Here is a 16,592-nt window from a genome sequence, read left to right as displayed (position 1 = left end):
CAAATTATCTAGCATCTGGAAATCCAGAGGGTGTAATATTTTCTTATATGTCCAATTGGACTGGTCAAGCAATAAAAATACCACGAAATTTATTTTTGGATTCCAAAGAGCTACCAGAACTAAAGAAACCTAGTATTTATTTTCTATTCGGCCAAAACGATTAAAATCCTGATGACAAATTGGTCTATGTCCGAGAAGCTAATTCACTAGCTGATAGAATAAGTCACTATATTTACTAAATTAACATGAATATTCAAGTAATATAAGTATTAGCGTAGTTGCCTGAAGTAAAAAGTAAATAATCTCTTCGTTTACTATTAGCAAGCCTATCGCTTTAACGTCTTTCATGAAAATTAATTTATCTCGAGTACAGAGATAAATAGTCAATTGAATTATCCATTAACTTAAGTATGAAACAAATCAATACTAGTAACGAAAAGCCTAGAACTTCATGGAGAGAGGATTCAGAAAATCTATTCAAAGTTGGGAAATATGGAGAATCTCTAAGTATTTTAGATCATGAGCTAAAAACAAACACCGATAATTGGCAGGCTTTAAATTTCAAAAGCTCTTGTTTGCTGAGGCTTAATCGACCAATAGAAGCTAAATCTTGTTTAGATGAATCATTAAAAATTGACGATAATCAATCAGAAAGCTGGGGTTTCCTAGGGATATACTATTTAATTTCAAAAAATAAACAACTAGCAGAAGAATGTTTTAAAAAAATGGAACAGTTAGAATTAACTGAAATTAGCAATTCACAACTTGCCTATTATTATCACTCAATTAACGATTATAAGAAAGCCCAACTGTATGTGGATAAAACATTAAGTATTAACAGCAAAAATGAAAGCGCTTTAAATACGCAAGGTCTTTTATTAATTGAAAAAAATAAATACAAAAACGCAATAAAAATTTTCAAGGCACTTATTTCTTTAAATAAACATATCAGCATGTACTACAGCAACTTAGGTCATGCTTTCCAATTGGACAAAAAATTTTATTCTGCGCAAAAGAATTTAGAAAAAGCTGTAAAGCTAGATAATACAAATGCATACGCATATAATAACTTAGCAATTTTACATAATGAAAAATTAAATATTAAAGAAGCATGGGAATATATATGTAAAGCAACCGAATTAGAACAAGACATCCCCCAGTTTTGGCTAAATAAGGGAGAATTATTATTTTCTATGATAAAATCCGGAAATGAAACTGAAGAGAAATTAGAAGATGTGGGGTACTATTACTGTCGAGGGAGTATTTCAACGGTGGACGCAATATCAAAATTAAAAAATAGTGATATATCTATATCACAAGAAGATATTGATCAAATAATTAGTGGTATGATAAAAATGGATATATATTTTTTAGAAACCACGCGTAACTCAATAGTAAATAAAAATTTCTATTATGATGTCTATAAAATTTCATTAGAAATAATCGCACTCCTTAATGCTTCTGAAATTGAAGAGTTTTCATTTTCACATTATACAACAACAGAAACGGCTAATACACTAATTTTTAATAATTCCTCTTTTAGACTAAATACAGTAACTACTGCCAATGACCCTAGAGAAGGATATCCTTTGTTGAATTTTTTAGGATTTACTGGTTTGTATTCACCTAACATCTATCAAGCATTCGTCGGGAGTTTCACCTTTAATCCTGACAGTTTAAATCAATTTAGGCTTTATGGAAAAAAAGAAAATGTTGAAGGTAGTGGAATAGGTTTGGAATTATCTTTTAGCTACTTCGCTGAAAATATTGCAATCAATAATTCATTAATTTCTCCCACAAAAGAAATAGACAATAATGTAAAGCAATCGATTTTTAGATGTATTTATTTGGATCCCATTTCTCGACGCGTTATTTCCATAGGTCATAAGGAGCCTTGTGTATTTTATAGAGAAAGTATTAACGAAGACAGAAACATAGTTGATGATAAGGTAAAAAAATACCTAAGTCGGATAGAAAACACTAAAAATAAAGTAGAGGATTTACTTGAAATACTTAACAGTACAATCCAAACATACTATAATGATGAGCTGGATATAGATAAAAAAAATGAAATTATCCGAATTGTTCCTTCACTACTAATTCACTTAAGATATCTAGTAAAACATTATGACTTTAAAGAAGAACAAGAATGCAGAATTATCCAAGTTGAACCGTTAATTGATAATCCAAAAATAAAAACAACACAAGATTTTAGTCGTATGTACTTGGAATATTTACCATTTAGAAAAGCTCAAGAGTGTTATTTGAGAAATATCTATTTTGGACCAAAAGCAACAAATTTTGAACTCTTTAAAGATAGAATCACTCAATTAAATTCTAATATAATTTGCATGAGAAGTGACCACCCTTTTAATTAAAGTTCAGGTAGTGTATTTGAAAGGGTAAACTTCCCTATTTGGTTTTCAGGTTCATGAGCTTATACAGCCTACGAACACGCTTCTGCCCAACGAAATAACCCAGATCCTGCCTCAAATAGTCCGTCATGCGCTCTACGCCGTAGAAGGGGCAGTCCAGGAACTTATGGTCTATGGCATTCATAACCTGCAGGTTGAACAGAGATTCTCCCTTGGGCTTAAAATAATAACTGCTACGGGGTAACTATAAACTGTTCAAGTATTAAAGTACTTTTTTCTATTTGTTCATTGCGCAAAATTTGAGCATGATACAAGTTGAAAAAAGCAAGGTGTTGCATATAAGGTTCAATTTTTAAAAACTCTGGAATAATCTCATAACGTGTCCTTGGATTAAGGATTTCATTACAACGAACGATATTACGCATCATAGAACAAGTAGTCAGGATACAGAATATTGTCACTTCTTCTTTATTTGTCTTATCCAATTTATACAGAAAGATGTCTAATGAGAAATACTTTCAGAGATTCCGCTTTACTAATATAATTGGGTAGGCATATACTATACTCAACCACGATTGCAAGCTTGAGCTAGGCTCACACCTATTTTCCAAATTGTCTTCTCGCCCGCTTCGCCTCCACTTTTATGACCTGTTTGAGATTGCTTCTAGGCTTTGTTTTTGTGATGTGGCACAAGTTAACATCTAATTAACAACAACTTCTACCTTAAGCTATTTTTAAACTAGCTTTAGTATAGCCTTTACATAGCAAATGGCTAGGGTAAGGCTATGTAAAGGCTATATTAACCCTATGCAAAGACTAGTCTAATACTGAATTAGACCATAAGAAAGTCTTAATTGAAAATCTCCTGCCTGTAGTAATCCCGTTGTCGATCCAACCCCTATATCTATACTCCATTACAGTCATGATTTTTTAAAAGGACACAAAAAAACCGGTATCCCTTGGGGATACCGGTCAATAATGAATAGGGATGCAGGGGCTTTCAAATCCCTGCACCGGCTACATTCGACCTTTAATCGCAATCCACAGATCGTCTGGTGACTTTCTTTGGAACTACTTTTTGTACAAATCTGGAATTGTATTTTTCTTGGGATTTATCAAGAAAAATCTCGGGATTGACACATGTCGAATCAATGGTGACAATAAATTCTAGTTTTGCAGTCGTATCCTCTTCTATGTATAAAGTTAGTTTATAGGTATTTTTCATAACATGAATACTGGAATTTATTTCAGAATGATACCGGTTATAAATGACACCTCATGCCCCTGAGCATCAAAGGAATTTAAGGTAGAGATCCACATAAAAAATAGCAAGAATAATTTTTTCATTGTAAGATTAGAATAAAAAATATTTAAAGTAGATGAATCCATAAGGTTAATCAACAAGAGTTTGACATCATATCTCGCGGTTTTGCGTGATTTTATTATTACAAAATTAGTGTAGTTGGGTAAAGATATATAGGAGAATTAACGCATTTTATAGGTTAAAAACACGCAGCCCAGAATGGTTAGGAGCATTTATAACCGTATTTCTCTGCTCCAGAACAATTGGATAACGGGTTCCGTAATATAAACTAAAATCGGCATCTAAAAAAAATGTCCCCCCCTTTATCTCGATTTGTCCCCCTCCCCTTAGATATGTATTTAATTCAAAAAGCAGTAAATTGCATAATTTATGAGAATTGCATAATTTAACTCTCGAAAAAAGCAATCTACCATCACGGTTATATGGCAGTGGAACACCTAACTGCAAGCTCTCTCACAGGGAGAACTTTTAAAAGTGATTATCATGCCGACCCGTAATTGTAAACTTAATCTTAAAGAATATTTTTATTGCTGAATATTAATTTAAAAAAATCCAATTTACCTAGACGTATGATCAGACACGTACCGCTTATACTTTTAGTACTCCTGTTTATATTCATTGCAAGTTCCAGTGCTACACCTCCCAAAGATAGTCAGCGGAAAATCGATTCGCTAAAAACCGCTTTAACAAAAACAAAAAATCTCCATCAACAGACAAGTTTGCTCATCCTAACTAGTAAATATGAAAGGGAAAGAGGAGATTACAAGCAAGCTATCCTATATGCCCAACAAGCACTGACGCTTGCCAAACAAAGTAATGACGAAAAGAACTGGGCCAAAGCATTGTTAAAAATTGGAGTGGCGCAACGGGAATTAGGTAATTACGAGGTAGCCCTGGACAGTCTGAAACAAAGTCTTACGCTGGCTTACAAAGTCAACGATTTATTCACACAAGGTGATGTCTATGACAATATGGGCCACATCTATACAGCAGAAATGAAGCCTGAAAAGGCACTCCCAGCGCATCTGAAAGCATTAGCTTTACGTCGACAATCAAAAGATGAATATGGTATTGCCAACTCTTGCGACAATATTGCCGTATTATATTGGCAAATGGATAGTTATTTAGAAGCAATCAAGTACTACAAGGAGGCGCTACCAATCTTCAAAAAGCATAACGACGGATGGCGCATAGCCCAGACTTCGGCCAATATAGGGACACGCTATCGAGAAATAGGCGATTACACAGACGCGACCAAATATCTGACAGAAGCTCGTGAAGCTTACAAAAAAATAGAAAACCAAGAGGGTGTAGCCTGGACATCGGCGGGTTTGGGAATGATATACATCGAAATAGAAAACGATAAAAAAGCATTGGAATACCATCGAGAATCACTACAAATATATGAGCAGCTCCAAAACTACTCAGGTATAATAGAGTCCTACAATCTGATAGCGAATGTCTATAACAAAAGACATCGAGGGGACCTAGCGATGCAATACTACAACAAAGCATTGGCGATAGCCAAACAAAACGATGACCGAAGTTTGACAGCAATGACATATTATACAATTGCGGTCAAGGTAAAATGGGTCGAGGGCAAATTGGACGAAACCCTTCATTATCTACAACTAGCGGAGGATGGTGCCTCCAAATCCGTCGAAGCAGCAACTTGGTCTTTAAGAGCTCAGATCCTAAACAAACAAGGGGAATATGTGAAAGCAAAAGCATATATGGAAAAGGCGTTGGCCTACCATAAAACAACAGCGGAAAAAACGCATTTAATAGCAGACTACCGTACACTCTCTTCCATCCAAGAGCATCTGGGCAATCATCGGGCTGCATTGGAAAGCTACAAACAATACATAACGTACCAAGATAGCTTTAAGCAACAAGATCTCTCAAAAACAGTGATGAGATATGAATTTGACAAGAGGGAAGCAGAGATAAAAGCTAAACAGCAAGAAGAGCTGAACAAAAAGACGATGGTGGCCCATACAACCTACGGAATCTTGGGGACTATCATTGTATTAACGGCAATGGGCCTATATACTTATTGGGTGGGAAATAAAAAACTACGTCTGGAAAAGCAGAATCTTGAACTGAAACGCCGTGAGGCTGAGCTAGCAAAAGACACAGAGGCTTTTAAATCACAATTTCTATCCAATATTTCACATGAATTTCGTACGCCACTCACACTGATCAATGGCCACTTAGAGATACTGAAAAAAGACGGAGATACTAAATCTTTGAAACGGTATAAAGAGATGGAATATAGTGGACAACGTCTATTACAGCTAATTAATCAACTGTTGGATCTGACAAAAATAGAGACTGGTAAATATAGTCTGCATTTCAAGACAGGCAATTTGCTGAACGAAACTCAAAATTATGTGCAAGCGTTCCACTCGTTAGCAAAAGAGCGAAAGATCGAACTGAAAACAACCGTGACTTCTGCAGCCCAAGTAAAATTTGGGCACCGCGATTTTGTGTATTCGTCAGAAGCATTGGCAAGTATTTTCAACAACATCTTGTCAAATGCCCTAAAATTCACACCGTATGCAGGCAGCATACAAGTTACCGTAGATTATATAGACAACAAGCTATTTATATCAATACGTGACACGGGGTCGGGAATTCCAGCTAAAAACCTACCTTATATTTTCGAACGATTCTACCAGGCGCACCAAAATGAGGTGTTCGAAGGGTCGGGAATTGGCTTATCCATAGTGAAAGAATTGTCCCAACTTCATGGTGGCGATGTGACAGTCGAAAATAATGTAGATGGTGGTTGTACATTTACGATCTGGCTGGCCGAAGGTCGTTCGACTTCGGACGCTGAACATGACAATGCATCGATAGTCCTATCATCAGACCATATGGAAGAGTCTCGAGAGAATCAGGGTATTTTAAATGAAGGCAGCACCTTGATACTAGTGGTAGAAGATCAGCGGGAGTTGCGAAAGTTTATCATTGAAAATCTGGAACCAGAATTTCGCTTTTTGGAGGCAGAAAATGGGAAACAAGGCATAGAATTGGCAATTGAACATGTACCTGATATCATCATCAGTGACGTCATGATGCCGGAGATGAGTGGTTTTCAGCTTACTGAAGTCATCAAAAGAAATGAAATCACAAGCCATATTCCCATCATGCTGCTGACTGCGAAAGCTCAACAAAGCGATAAGATACTGGGACTGGAGCATGGAGCTGATGATTACTTGACTAAGCCATTCTCCGTTGCAGAACTCCGTTTACGCATCAAAAACCGATTACGCCAACAACAGGCATTCCGTAGTAAATTTGCTGACAAACTACTCATTCCTGCTGAAAATGAAATACCAGAACTCAATCTAGTGGATAGAATATTTATTGAAAAATTGAACAACATCGTGATTTTACACATGGAGAATGGAATCGATGTGAGCCTGTTAGCCAGTGAAATAGGATTGAGTACCAGTCAGCTTACACGGAAACTGAAAGTACTAACAGGTGTAACGCCCGCGCACTTTGTCAAAAAAGTACAACTTAACTATTCACTGAAGCTACTGCGAGAGGGGCATTCGGTATCGGAAGCCTCATGGAAATCAGGTTTTAGCGAACCGGCTTACTTCAGCAAAGTGTTCAAGAAACATTTCAATTTCTTACCTTCGGAAAAAGAAAAGTTATAAAAAGTGATGTTAGACCATATTATTCCTGATCGAAGATTGCAATCCTCGGACGCTACTTTGTAAATAACAACACAAATTCAATAGATATCATACTTACAGACCCCTTAGTTACATAAGGTATTTAACACGTAAAATAATCGTATAATTGAGGAGAGGTCAAATCAAAACATAGACTATAACATGATGAACAAAAAAATCTATACATTACTGCTGGTGTCGATGATGCTTTTTTCCGTTCATAAATCTGAAGCTCAACGCCCCAATCACTACAAATCCGGGGGTAAAGTGAATATAATCTTCGAGACAGATATAGGGAATGATATCGATGATGCCCTAGCGCTGGATATGTTGTATAAATATTTGGATATCGATAGAATCAACCTATTGGGGATATCGATCAATAAGGACAGCCCGTATTCACCTAAATTTATCGACATCATGAATACGTGGTATGGATATCCCCATATTCCGATAGCAATGGTAAAAGATGGTATGGAAGACACTGTGCCTATCAATTTTGCCTCACGAACATATGAACACACAAATGCAGACGGAACCAAATTTAAAAGACAGCTGGCCAATGACCATGATTTCACAGAATCGACTCGCTTTTATAGAGAAGTCTTAGCAAACCAGAAAGATGGCTCAGTGACAATAGTCAGTGTGGGGTATTTAACAAATCTGGCCAGACTTTTGGAAACAAAAGGAGATGATATATCTCCCCTCACAGGAAAGCAGCTAATATCGCAGAAAGTCAAGCGGCTCTCGGTCATGGGGGGAAATTTCAATGGTATCAATCCACAGGAATACAATATCGTCCAAGATATAGCTTCTGCAAAAAAGGTATTTGACGAATGGCCTACGGCCATAATAGTGAGTCCATTTGAGGTGGGCAATCAAATCCTCTACCCTGGCGCAACTATTGAACAAAACCTTGCCTATACCGGAACAGTACCTTTGGTGGTAGCTTATAAAAGTTACATGGACATGACGTATGATCGCCCAACCTGGGACCTTACAAGTGTACTGGAGGCTATAGAGGAGGGAAGTCATTATTTTGGGTATTCCAAAAAGGGGAAAGTCACAATCACCGCTACAGGTGAATCCTTATTCGAAGAGGGGAAACGTGGAAAGCATCGATACCTGACGGTCGATGAGAAGCAGAGCCAACGAATAAAAGACCGATTTGTAGAGTTGATATCATCAACCAAAAGCCAGCATCAAAATACCAAATAGGTAATAGGATAAAGCCACATGGGATGACCATGTGGCTTTTTTCAATAACATCTACTGTATCAACAATCGCTATTCTTGGAAAGAAACGACTGCGGATGTTCCTTATTTTTTATAAAAATTGAAAAATAATTTGGAATATAGATTAGTTAATCTACATTTGTAGATGTAAATAAACAACTGTAGATTATGAGCCTTTCGAAGACAGAAGAACAACTAATGGAAATATTATGGAAGCACAACAATGCTTTCACTAAAGAAATCATGGAATCCTATGACGACCCCATTCCTGCAAACTCCACCGTATTGACACTCTTAAAGCGCATGCAGGACAAAGGTTATGTAGGCTATCGGATGTACGGAAACTCTAGACGGTATTATCCTCTTGTCGATAAGAAAGAATACTTTGAAAAGCATGTAAACAATCTCATCAAAGATTTTTTCGATGGCTCTCCTCTACAGTTTGCTTCCTTTTTTACAAAAAGTACAAACCTGAGCCAAGATGAGCTATTGGAGCTGAAAGAAATAATTGATAACGAAGTGTTAAAGAAAATAAAATGATAGCCTATATCATCAATTATATATTGTGCTCAATAGTGCTGTATATACCCTACCACCTATGGATCGCACAGTCTAACATGCACAATTTCAAAAGAGCGTATCTATTAATAGCCTTGGTACTACCGCTATGTATTCCGACGATGGAGTATAATATCAAGCAGGACGATCCCACATCAGTAGCCCCACTCCTACCCAATCTAGCATATGTCCAGTATACAACAACACAGAATATAATCGATAATAGCAGGATACCTCATCAAAAAGATGTCTTCAGCTGGACATACGTTATTGGCTTCGTTTACTTTTCCATTGCTCTAATACTGTTGACTCGTTTTGCTGCGGGTGTATTGGAAATCCAATACCAAATCCGTAAGGGTCGGAAAATAGAACGTCAACACTATACCGTTATACTGACCAAATCAACACCCACACCCTATACCTTTCTGCAACAGATATTCGTGAATGAGACGGATTATAATGAAGGTATCCACCCAGCCGTATGGCGGCATGAGGAAACACATGTCGATCAATGGCATACCTTGGATATTTTATTGGCAGAAGTGGTATCCTGTATATTCTGGATCAATCCGATGAATAATTTCATAAAAAGATCGATCCGATTAAATCATGAGTACTTAGCGGACAGCGCCGTGATTCAGAATCAAGACCATATAGAGGAGTATTGCTATCTTTTACTAGATCTACCCGCGCAGAAATTCGAATCAAGCCTAACAAGTCAATTAAATTATAAACAGTTAAAAAATCGATTAATTATGATGACTAAAAAAACATCCAAGAAAAAACAATTCGGTTTGTTTGTACTCACGGCCTGCGTGATGATCGGAGCCTCAGCAATCTTCGCACAAAAGAACGTCCTAATGGCGAATACAGCAATATCGGCAACAGCCCATATAATGGAAACAGACACAATAAAGCGTCTTGGAGCTTCCTCAGCGCTATTGGCGGAATACGACAGTGTAATGCGCTCAATCACGACTACGAGGAAGGACAACAACGGAAAAACCATCACTGGAATCAATGTGCAGTCGGTGGATAGAAAAAGAATGGCATACATTGCCTCGCTGATGTCTGAAAAACAGGTGAAAGAACGGACATTATCGCCTCATGACATCAATTCGCCCAAGCATTGGGTCGCATCTATGACAAAGCCGAAAAAGAGAACACCAACAAGTCAGGAATTCAACAAGTGGCAAGATACAAAAGTGTACGGGGTTTGGATCGACGGTAAAAAAGCAAAAAATACGGATTTAAAAAAATTAGAGGAGGAGGATGTCGTATTGTATTATGTGAGCAAGCTGCACGGAAAAGCAAAGGTAGGTCGCTCATATACGCATCAATTAGACGTGTTGACCCAGCCTTATTACGATAAGGTTTTTGCAGATCATAATGACCCTAAATAACATACATTTGATAGTTTTCGAAGTACAGATGTTGTCATAAACTCGTACTTCGAAAACTTCAAGCGCTAACTATCCTTGATCTTGGGTCGGAAGCGAATGGGTGGCTTTTCGAGAGTGGAATAGTCGGCTACAGATGTCGTCTTCGAATCCAAAACGGCATCAGAACGTTTCAAGACTTTGGTTCGACCTTTTTTCTTTCCCCATTTGCGATTGTACCAAATGATAAAACCTGTAATTGGTAGGGAGCCGGCAATAAATGTTAAGAAAAAGGCGAGAACCTTGGTCGGGAGTCCCCAAATAGAGCCGACATGAATATCATAGTTAAGCCTTCGGAACTTTTCACCTGCACTTAGCTCATAATAATCCTTATTGAATAGTGAAATACGATTAGGCAGAAACGCTCCTGTATACTGATCGAAAGAGTAATACCGATTATTAAACTGCCTATCCATATCGTTGCGAATGTATACGGAGATCGTCCCTCCTTTTTTGACCGTATCCGGGTAGGTGATTGTGAGATAGTGAGGATCTTTATATTGTGCCAAGATAGTGTGTACTTCCTTATCAAATGCTTGTGAAAAAAGTGCGGAATGAGCAATCTGACTCGTGTCCGAACTTACCGATGTACGCTCAGGCAAACTTGTCCCCCAATTAGTCGACCAATACAATGCGCTATTAATCCAAGTGATACCGTAGTACATGCCCGTCACGGCTAATAAAAGAACCAACAGGAAAGAGTAAAACCCAACAACATTATGAAGATCCAAATTGACCCGTTTCCAACCTGCTTTCCACTTGATTTTAAAGCTTTTTTCACGTGTGGATTTGGTCCATTTCTTCGGGTACCACCAAACTAAACCGGTGATTAACGTGATACAGAAAATCAAGGTTGCATAATTGACAATAGGACGTCCAATATCCCGAGGGAACCATAAAAATCGATGACCGCTAAGGGTCCAAGCAAAAAAGCTATTTAGCTTCTTTCTCAACTGGGCTTCTTCGGAATTATCTTCAACTTGTAGGCCTAAGTACTCACCGGTATAGGGATGTAATAGATTAACTTCGGTCTTTGATTTTTTTGTAGTATCGCTACTTTTTATGTTAACTGAAAATGAAACCGGAGAATCTCGGGTATAGGTAATCCCTCGAACAAGATCATCCGGATAAAGTGAATCTGCAATAGCGATAATCTCCGATGGAGAAATCAAGGATTGAGTCGAGGCAAGAATATACTGTCTCTCCTTTTTTGGAATCATCAGGTCTATAATCTCATGATTGAAAACCCAAAGGCAAGCCGTCAAACAAACCACAAATACAATGATACCCGAAATCAACCCTAGCCAAAGATGAAGCCAGTTGTTGACCAATCGAAATATTGACAAATTCCTCTTTTTCTCCCTTACAGCCATTTTCAAATTACTTGACTTCAAAACTCATCGAAGTAGCACGACTATATTCTTCAAAAGCCAGCCCTTCTACTTTTTCTTTTTTTGATACTTCGGCAAAATATTTGCCTTTCCACTCCGGTATAAACCGGGCAATGCCGTTATCGTCAGTTTCTACCCATTTAATCCAACCGCTTGGTGCGATGATCTGAAAAAAAGAGTTGGCCGCTGGCTTACCTTTTTGGTAGAGTGTCAATGAAACTTCTTTCTTATTTTTATAAGTGCTTTGATCTGCATGGACCAGCAATTCGTTACCGATATTAGATGCTGTATTTCCTAATGTAGAATTGCCCACTTGGATTGTCCCAACGGCATTAATTTGGTATTGAGTTTTCGCACCTTCTTTGCGCTCGGTATCTCGCTGTAAGGACACATGGTAGTATCCATCTTGATCTGGTACAAATGTGGCCAAAAGATGATCTGCTTGCGCCGTGGTACTCAAAGTTTCTTTGCTTCCATCGGGCTTTGTGAGGGTCAATGTAACTTGCATGCCTTCTTTATACCACCACCATTTTGCAATAGCTTCATGCTCATCTGGCTCACCGTAAACGATTTTTACGGCATGGGATTTACCTTTAACGCCTTTCAGCGTAGTCTCGATAAATACAGCGTGTGCCGAAGCTGATAACACAACAAAAAGTGTGAGGATAGATAATATTAATTTTTTCATCTAATTATTTTTTATTTGTTGATGAGAACTCGAGTAAATAATATTTGCGCTGTGTGTCAACATTATTTACACCTTGATTTCATAATTTGGTTCTATACTGAATGGACAAGTAAGGCTTCTTTTCAGAAGGTCCACTTACTTGTCCATCAAAATAGAATTACCTCTATTTGAGTTTATTAAGATGATAAACATGGGTAATCCCTGGATCGATTTCAGCTCCACGTTTTACCGAATTGTTTACTGGATCGTATTCGTATATAAACCATCTAGACTCATCGGTCTTAAAGGCATCATACAGTTTGCCATTTTCCATAAAGTTCATCGTTGTCTTCGGTTCTCCCCCGCCAACTAAAATGCGTAAATCGGCAACGACTTTCTTATTGGCAGGATCTACTACGTAAGGACTGATATATGCTTTGCCATTACCCAGTTTTTGGATGGTGGAAGATGATGTATTTTTGAATACATTATAATCTTTCAAATCAAAGAAATAGTCTTTATCAAACTCCGTCTGCCCAGCTTTGATGCGTAATAGGCCGTATGTTGCTGTTGCTATTTTCTTAGTTAAAAAGTACAAATCGTTATTATCATCTAAAAATGTGGTTTTATTCACTTCCCAGTGACCTGCGACTATCCCCCCTCTCGGGTCTTTCAAGAGTTTACCATTAGCCATTGAAGGGTAATCACAAACATACACTAATGCTGAATCCAATATGTCTTTATTTCCTGTCCCATCCGACCCTCTGAATTTGTGTCCCACAAACAATTTGTCTCCTCGGACAGTAAAACTAGTTGGCACCATATAAGGAGCGATATAAGGGGTCTTATCAGGGGTAAGCGGAGTGTAATCTAAAAATGGAATGTCTACGGTCAACGTCTTATTAAGTGTCATATCCTTGACATTCATAAAATAAATGGGTTGTTCGAGTGCATTTTTTGTAGCGTTGAAAGTCCCAGCAGTTTTGGTCATCACCAACTCATCTTTGGCACTGATTTCATTCAATACCTTCCCTAAATAAAATGCACTTGGAAAAGCATAATTATCCGTCTCTTTCCAAGATTTGCTATTTATTACTTCGAACTGGCTAAAGCGCTTTCCATCATTTGACAGGTAATACTTGCCTTCATATGCATAGGCATATACACCATAGAAAGCGGCAGGAAGATGAGCCGATATATCGATACCTTGATTGTTATTCGGTGTCAACAACGTATCCTTCATCAAATTATCTGCTGTGAGGATATATGAACCTGTGGATGCTGTAACCCATACACTATACAAGTTATTGGAAGTAGGTTTAGTTTCGTCTGGTTTAGGCGTATCTGGGGAATCTTTACATGATGCAAGCAATGATGTAGCTGCTAAGCAAACCATTACTAATTGTTTAATTTTCATAAAAATATTTATTTTGTTTTTACATTAAGGATAATCTCAATTTGAGGTAAAATGCACGTCCCGGTTTTTGCAAGCGAAAGTTGTCGTAAGCTCGCTCATCCGTCAAATTACGCGCTTCAAAGGAAACGTTATACTTATTGCGATCCCAAGAATAGCTTAGGACAGCTGAGTGAATATTTTGAGATGGGATATGATTTTTGGACTCGAGAGAACCCAAGTGGGCTTCGGTTAGGTAAAACCAATGGGTGTATTGAGAAAGATAAGACAACTGAACTCGACTCCCCTTCTGAAACCAATCATTTTGAATGAGGCTTACATCCATATTGCCGTATACCCAAGGACGATTAGGAACTTGATAGCCATAATTCAAACTAACCTGTTGGTTGGAATCGTCTGTATACTTTTTGTTGTCAATGGCTTTGTCATATGAGCCATTGAGCGTGATGGCTACCAAATCTTTGAATCCATACTTCACTTCTGCCTCGAATCCGTATAACTTAACACCAGGGATATTATAATATTGGAAATAATCGCCCCCATCCTGTGTCACCACACGTGTATTGATATAGTCACCTGCTAGTCTATAGAAACCTGTAACGTCGACATTCAAAAAATTATCTTCGTTGATAAAGGTATTGTAATAGAAGCCTGTATTGAAATTGTCGCTACGCTCGGGTTTTAAATCCCAATTGGAAACTGTATTTTGACCGTCTCCAAAAAGCCCGATCATCGTAGGCAAATTATAGGCTTTTTCGTACGAGAATTTCCAGCCACCATCTTTTGTAATTCTATACCTGGAAGCGATGCTCATACTATAAAAGTTCCAGGCATTCTGATGATGTGCTATATCCCCGCTTATCAAATTATTATCACCATCAAATTTTCTTTCGTCCACGTCTTTCGAGGCGTCCAACCGATAGTATTTAAAGGCTAAGACATTGGACAAGCGTTTGTCAAACCATTGATTTTGCCATGATAAACCAAAAATATGTCGCCCCAGGTTGGAGGGCAGGCCTGATTGGTCATAGTTTGCGATCATATCATAGGCTTTTTGATGATTATTATTGAAATTGTAATTGAAATTTAAGCTTTGCTTACGTTCTTCATCAAAGTCATAGTTCAAATTGACTCTAGCGAGATAATTAGAGAGATTAAACTTGTTATGAACGGGGTCATTGGGTTTTGAACCGATCTGATTGGAAATCCAATTCGTAGACCAATCATAGTTGTACAAAGCGGTATCCCTGACGTGCCGGGTATCATAACTGTAGCTGGTAAAAATATCGGCAAACAAACGATCCACAATAAAGTTGCTCTTCTTATAGTTCAATGTCGGCATCAAGTAGTTGCTTTCGGACCACGCCCCGCCGTTGACAGCGTTAATACTGGCTCCTAATTGATTTTGTTTATGATTTTGAGAATACGTCAATCCAACATAAAACTGGTCTGCCCAAGACACATCCCTAAAGCCAACTTCAAACTGTCCCATCGCCGATGTATACGCATCATTAAATCGCTTAACTTCGGAAACCGGCACAAACTTATTATCGACGGTTTCTTCTAGAACGACGCCATACTTTTCTTCTGTATACATTTTATAGCTATTGTCCGAATGATTATAAAAAGCATTCAACCGAAATGACAGGTTATTCTTGGGGTTGGTAAATGTCCCTACTAAGGCTGCTTGGTGGGTATTGAATGAGCCTAGTGAGTAACTGAGGTCTAAAAAGGGTCTGGCTCGACGCTTGGTAATAATATTGACAGCCCCACCTAAAGCATCTGACCCTAAAAAAGCAGGCACCACCCCTTTATAAATCTCTACGCGATCAATAAGATTTACAGGGATGTTATTTAAAGACATGGATGAACCGAAGTTTTCCATGGGTACTCCATCAATATATATTTTTGCATCTAACCCATTTATACGGAACACAAAATTGGAACCTAGACCGCCATCCTCTCGTATGGTCACGCCTGTAGCTCTCTTCAAGACCTGAGTTAGGTTGGCGGCTTCATTGGCATACTTATTCAAGTCTATCACACTTACATTAAATCCGGAGCGCTTTATCTCGGCAAGGCGCTGTTCATTCTCTGTTCGACCGAATACAGATACTTCTTGAATGGCATTTTGACTTTCCTTCAATTGGAAGTCTTGCGTATATTTCCCGTTTAACGACCGTTGTTCTGAAACGTAACCTAAGGCAGTAATTTGGAGTAGGGCGTCACTTGATAAATGAGCTGCTATCACTTTGTAATATCCATCCACATCAGATAAGGTGGTAACACTTTGAATGGAAACAGTAGCTCCTTGAATAGGTTTGCCAAAATTGTCTTTTACAAATCCTGAAACGGTATTCTTAGTGGATGTCTGTGCTTGCGCAAATACGGTAAATATTACAAGTAGTATAGTAGTAAATGTTGATTTCAATGCCTTATTTAGATTAAGTATACATAAGAGTGTAGCATATACTTAACTTTTACGAAGGTAGATCGTTA

10 protein-coding genes are annotated in these 16,592 nt (G+C 37.9%); 5 read left to right on the top strand and 5 right to left on the bottom strand.

The window, feature by feature from the left end:
- The first annotated feature begins 410 nt into the window (after positions 1–410).
- Positions 411–2,378: a tetratricopeptide repeat protein gene (locus OQ289_RS06790; RefSeq protein ID WP_270089974.1), complete on the top strand. Its 1,968-nt coding sequence runs from the start codon at positions 411–413 to the stop codon at positions 2,376–2,378.
- Between the two features lie 34 nt (positions 2,379–2,412).
- Here OQ289_RS06790 and OQ289_RS22150 read toward each other — a convergent pair whose 3' ends face one another.
- Positions 2,413–2,559, bottom strand: coding sequence for an IS3 family transposase (locus OQ289_RS22150; protein ID WP_443020430.1), 147 nt, complete (start codon positions 2,557–2,559; stop codon positions 2,413–2,415).
- A gap of 1,709 nt (positions 2,560–4,268) precedes the next feature.
- On the opposite strand from OQ289_RS22150, the gene OQ289_RS06785 reads away from it, so the two are divergent.
- The 4 genes from OQ289_RS06785 to OQ289_RS06770 all read left to right on the top strand — a co-directional run bounded on the left by OQ289_RS06785 (position 4,269) and on the right by OQ289_RS06770 (position 10,585).
- Positions 4,269–7,370, top strand: coding sequence for a hybrid sensor histidine kinase/response regulator transcription factor (locus OQ289_RS06785; protein WP_270089973.1), 3,102 nt, complete (start codon positions 4,269–4,271; stop codon positions 7,368–7,370).
- 180 nt (positions 7,371–7,550) lie between these two features.
- The gene (locus OQ289_RS06780) at positions 7,551–8,606 is read left to right on the top strand and encodes a nucleoside hydrolase (RefSeq protein ID WP_270089972.1); all 1,056 of its coding nucleotides are present in this window, start codon (positions 7,551–7,553) and stop codon (positions 8,604–8,606) included.
- Positions 8,607–8,792: 186 nt separating this feature from the next.
- Positions 8,793–9,164: a BlaI/MecI/CopY family transcriptional regulator gene (locus tag OQ289_RS06775; RefSeq protein ID WP_270089971.1), complete on the top strand. Its 372-nt coding sequence runs from the start codon at positions 8,793–8,795 to the stop codon at positions 9,162–9,164.
- A gap of 77 nt (positions 9,165–9,241) precedes the next feature.
- On the top strand, positions 9,242–10,585 hold the full coding sequence (locus tag OQ289_RS06770; protein WP_270089970.1) for a M56 family metallopeptidase: 1,344 nt from the start codon (positions 9,242–9,244) through the stop codon (positions 10,583–10,585).
- 65 nt (positions 10,586–10,650) lie between these two features.
- Here the strand turns inward: OQ289_RS06770 and OQ289_RS06765 are convergent, their stop codons facing one another.
- From OQ289_RS06765 to OQ289_RS06750, 4 genes are all read right to left on the bottom strand, one after another.
- The gene (locus OQ289_RS06765; RefSeq protein ID WP_270089969.1) at positions 10,651–11,967 is read right to left on the bottom strand and encodes a PepSY-associated TM helix domain-containing protein; all 1,317 of its coding nucleotides are present in this window, start codon (positions 11,965–11,967) and stop codon (positions 10,651–10,653) included.
- A 34-nt stretch (positions 11,968–12,001) separates the two neighbouring features.
- On the bottom strand, positions 12,002–12,700 hold the full coding sequence (locus OQ289_RS06760) for a DUF4198 domain-containing protein (RefSeq protein ID WP_270089968.1): 699 nt from the start codon (positions 12,698–12,700) through the stop codon (positions 12,002–12,004).
- A 163-nt stretch (positions 12,701–12,863) separates the two neighbouring features.
- Positions 12,864–14,096 carry a hypothetical protein gene (locus OQ289_RS06755; protein ID WP_270089967.1) on the bottom strand — a complete coding sequence of 411 codons (1,233 nt, stop codon included), beginning with the start codon at positions 14,094–14,096 and terminating at the stop codon, positions 12,864–12,866.
- A 19-nt stretch (positions 14,097–14,115) separates the two neighbouring features.
- The gene (locus tag OQ289_RS06750) at positions 14,116–16,524 is read right to left on the bottom strand and encodes a TonB-dependent receptor (protein ID WP_270089966.1); all 2,409 of its coding nucleotides are present in this window, start codon (positions 16,522–16,524) and stop codon (positions 14,116–14,118) included.
- Between the last annotated feature and the right edge of the window lie 68 nt (positions 16,525–16,592).

The organism is Sphingobacterium sp. SYP-B4668, assembly GCF_027627455.1.
GTDB lineage: Bacteria > Bacteroidota > Bacteroidia > Sphingobacteriales > Sphingobacteriaceae > Sphingobacterium.
This window is presented reverse-complemented; position numbering and strand designations above follow the sequence as displayed.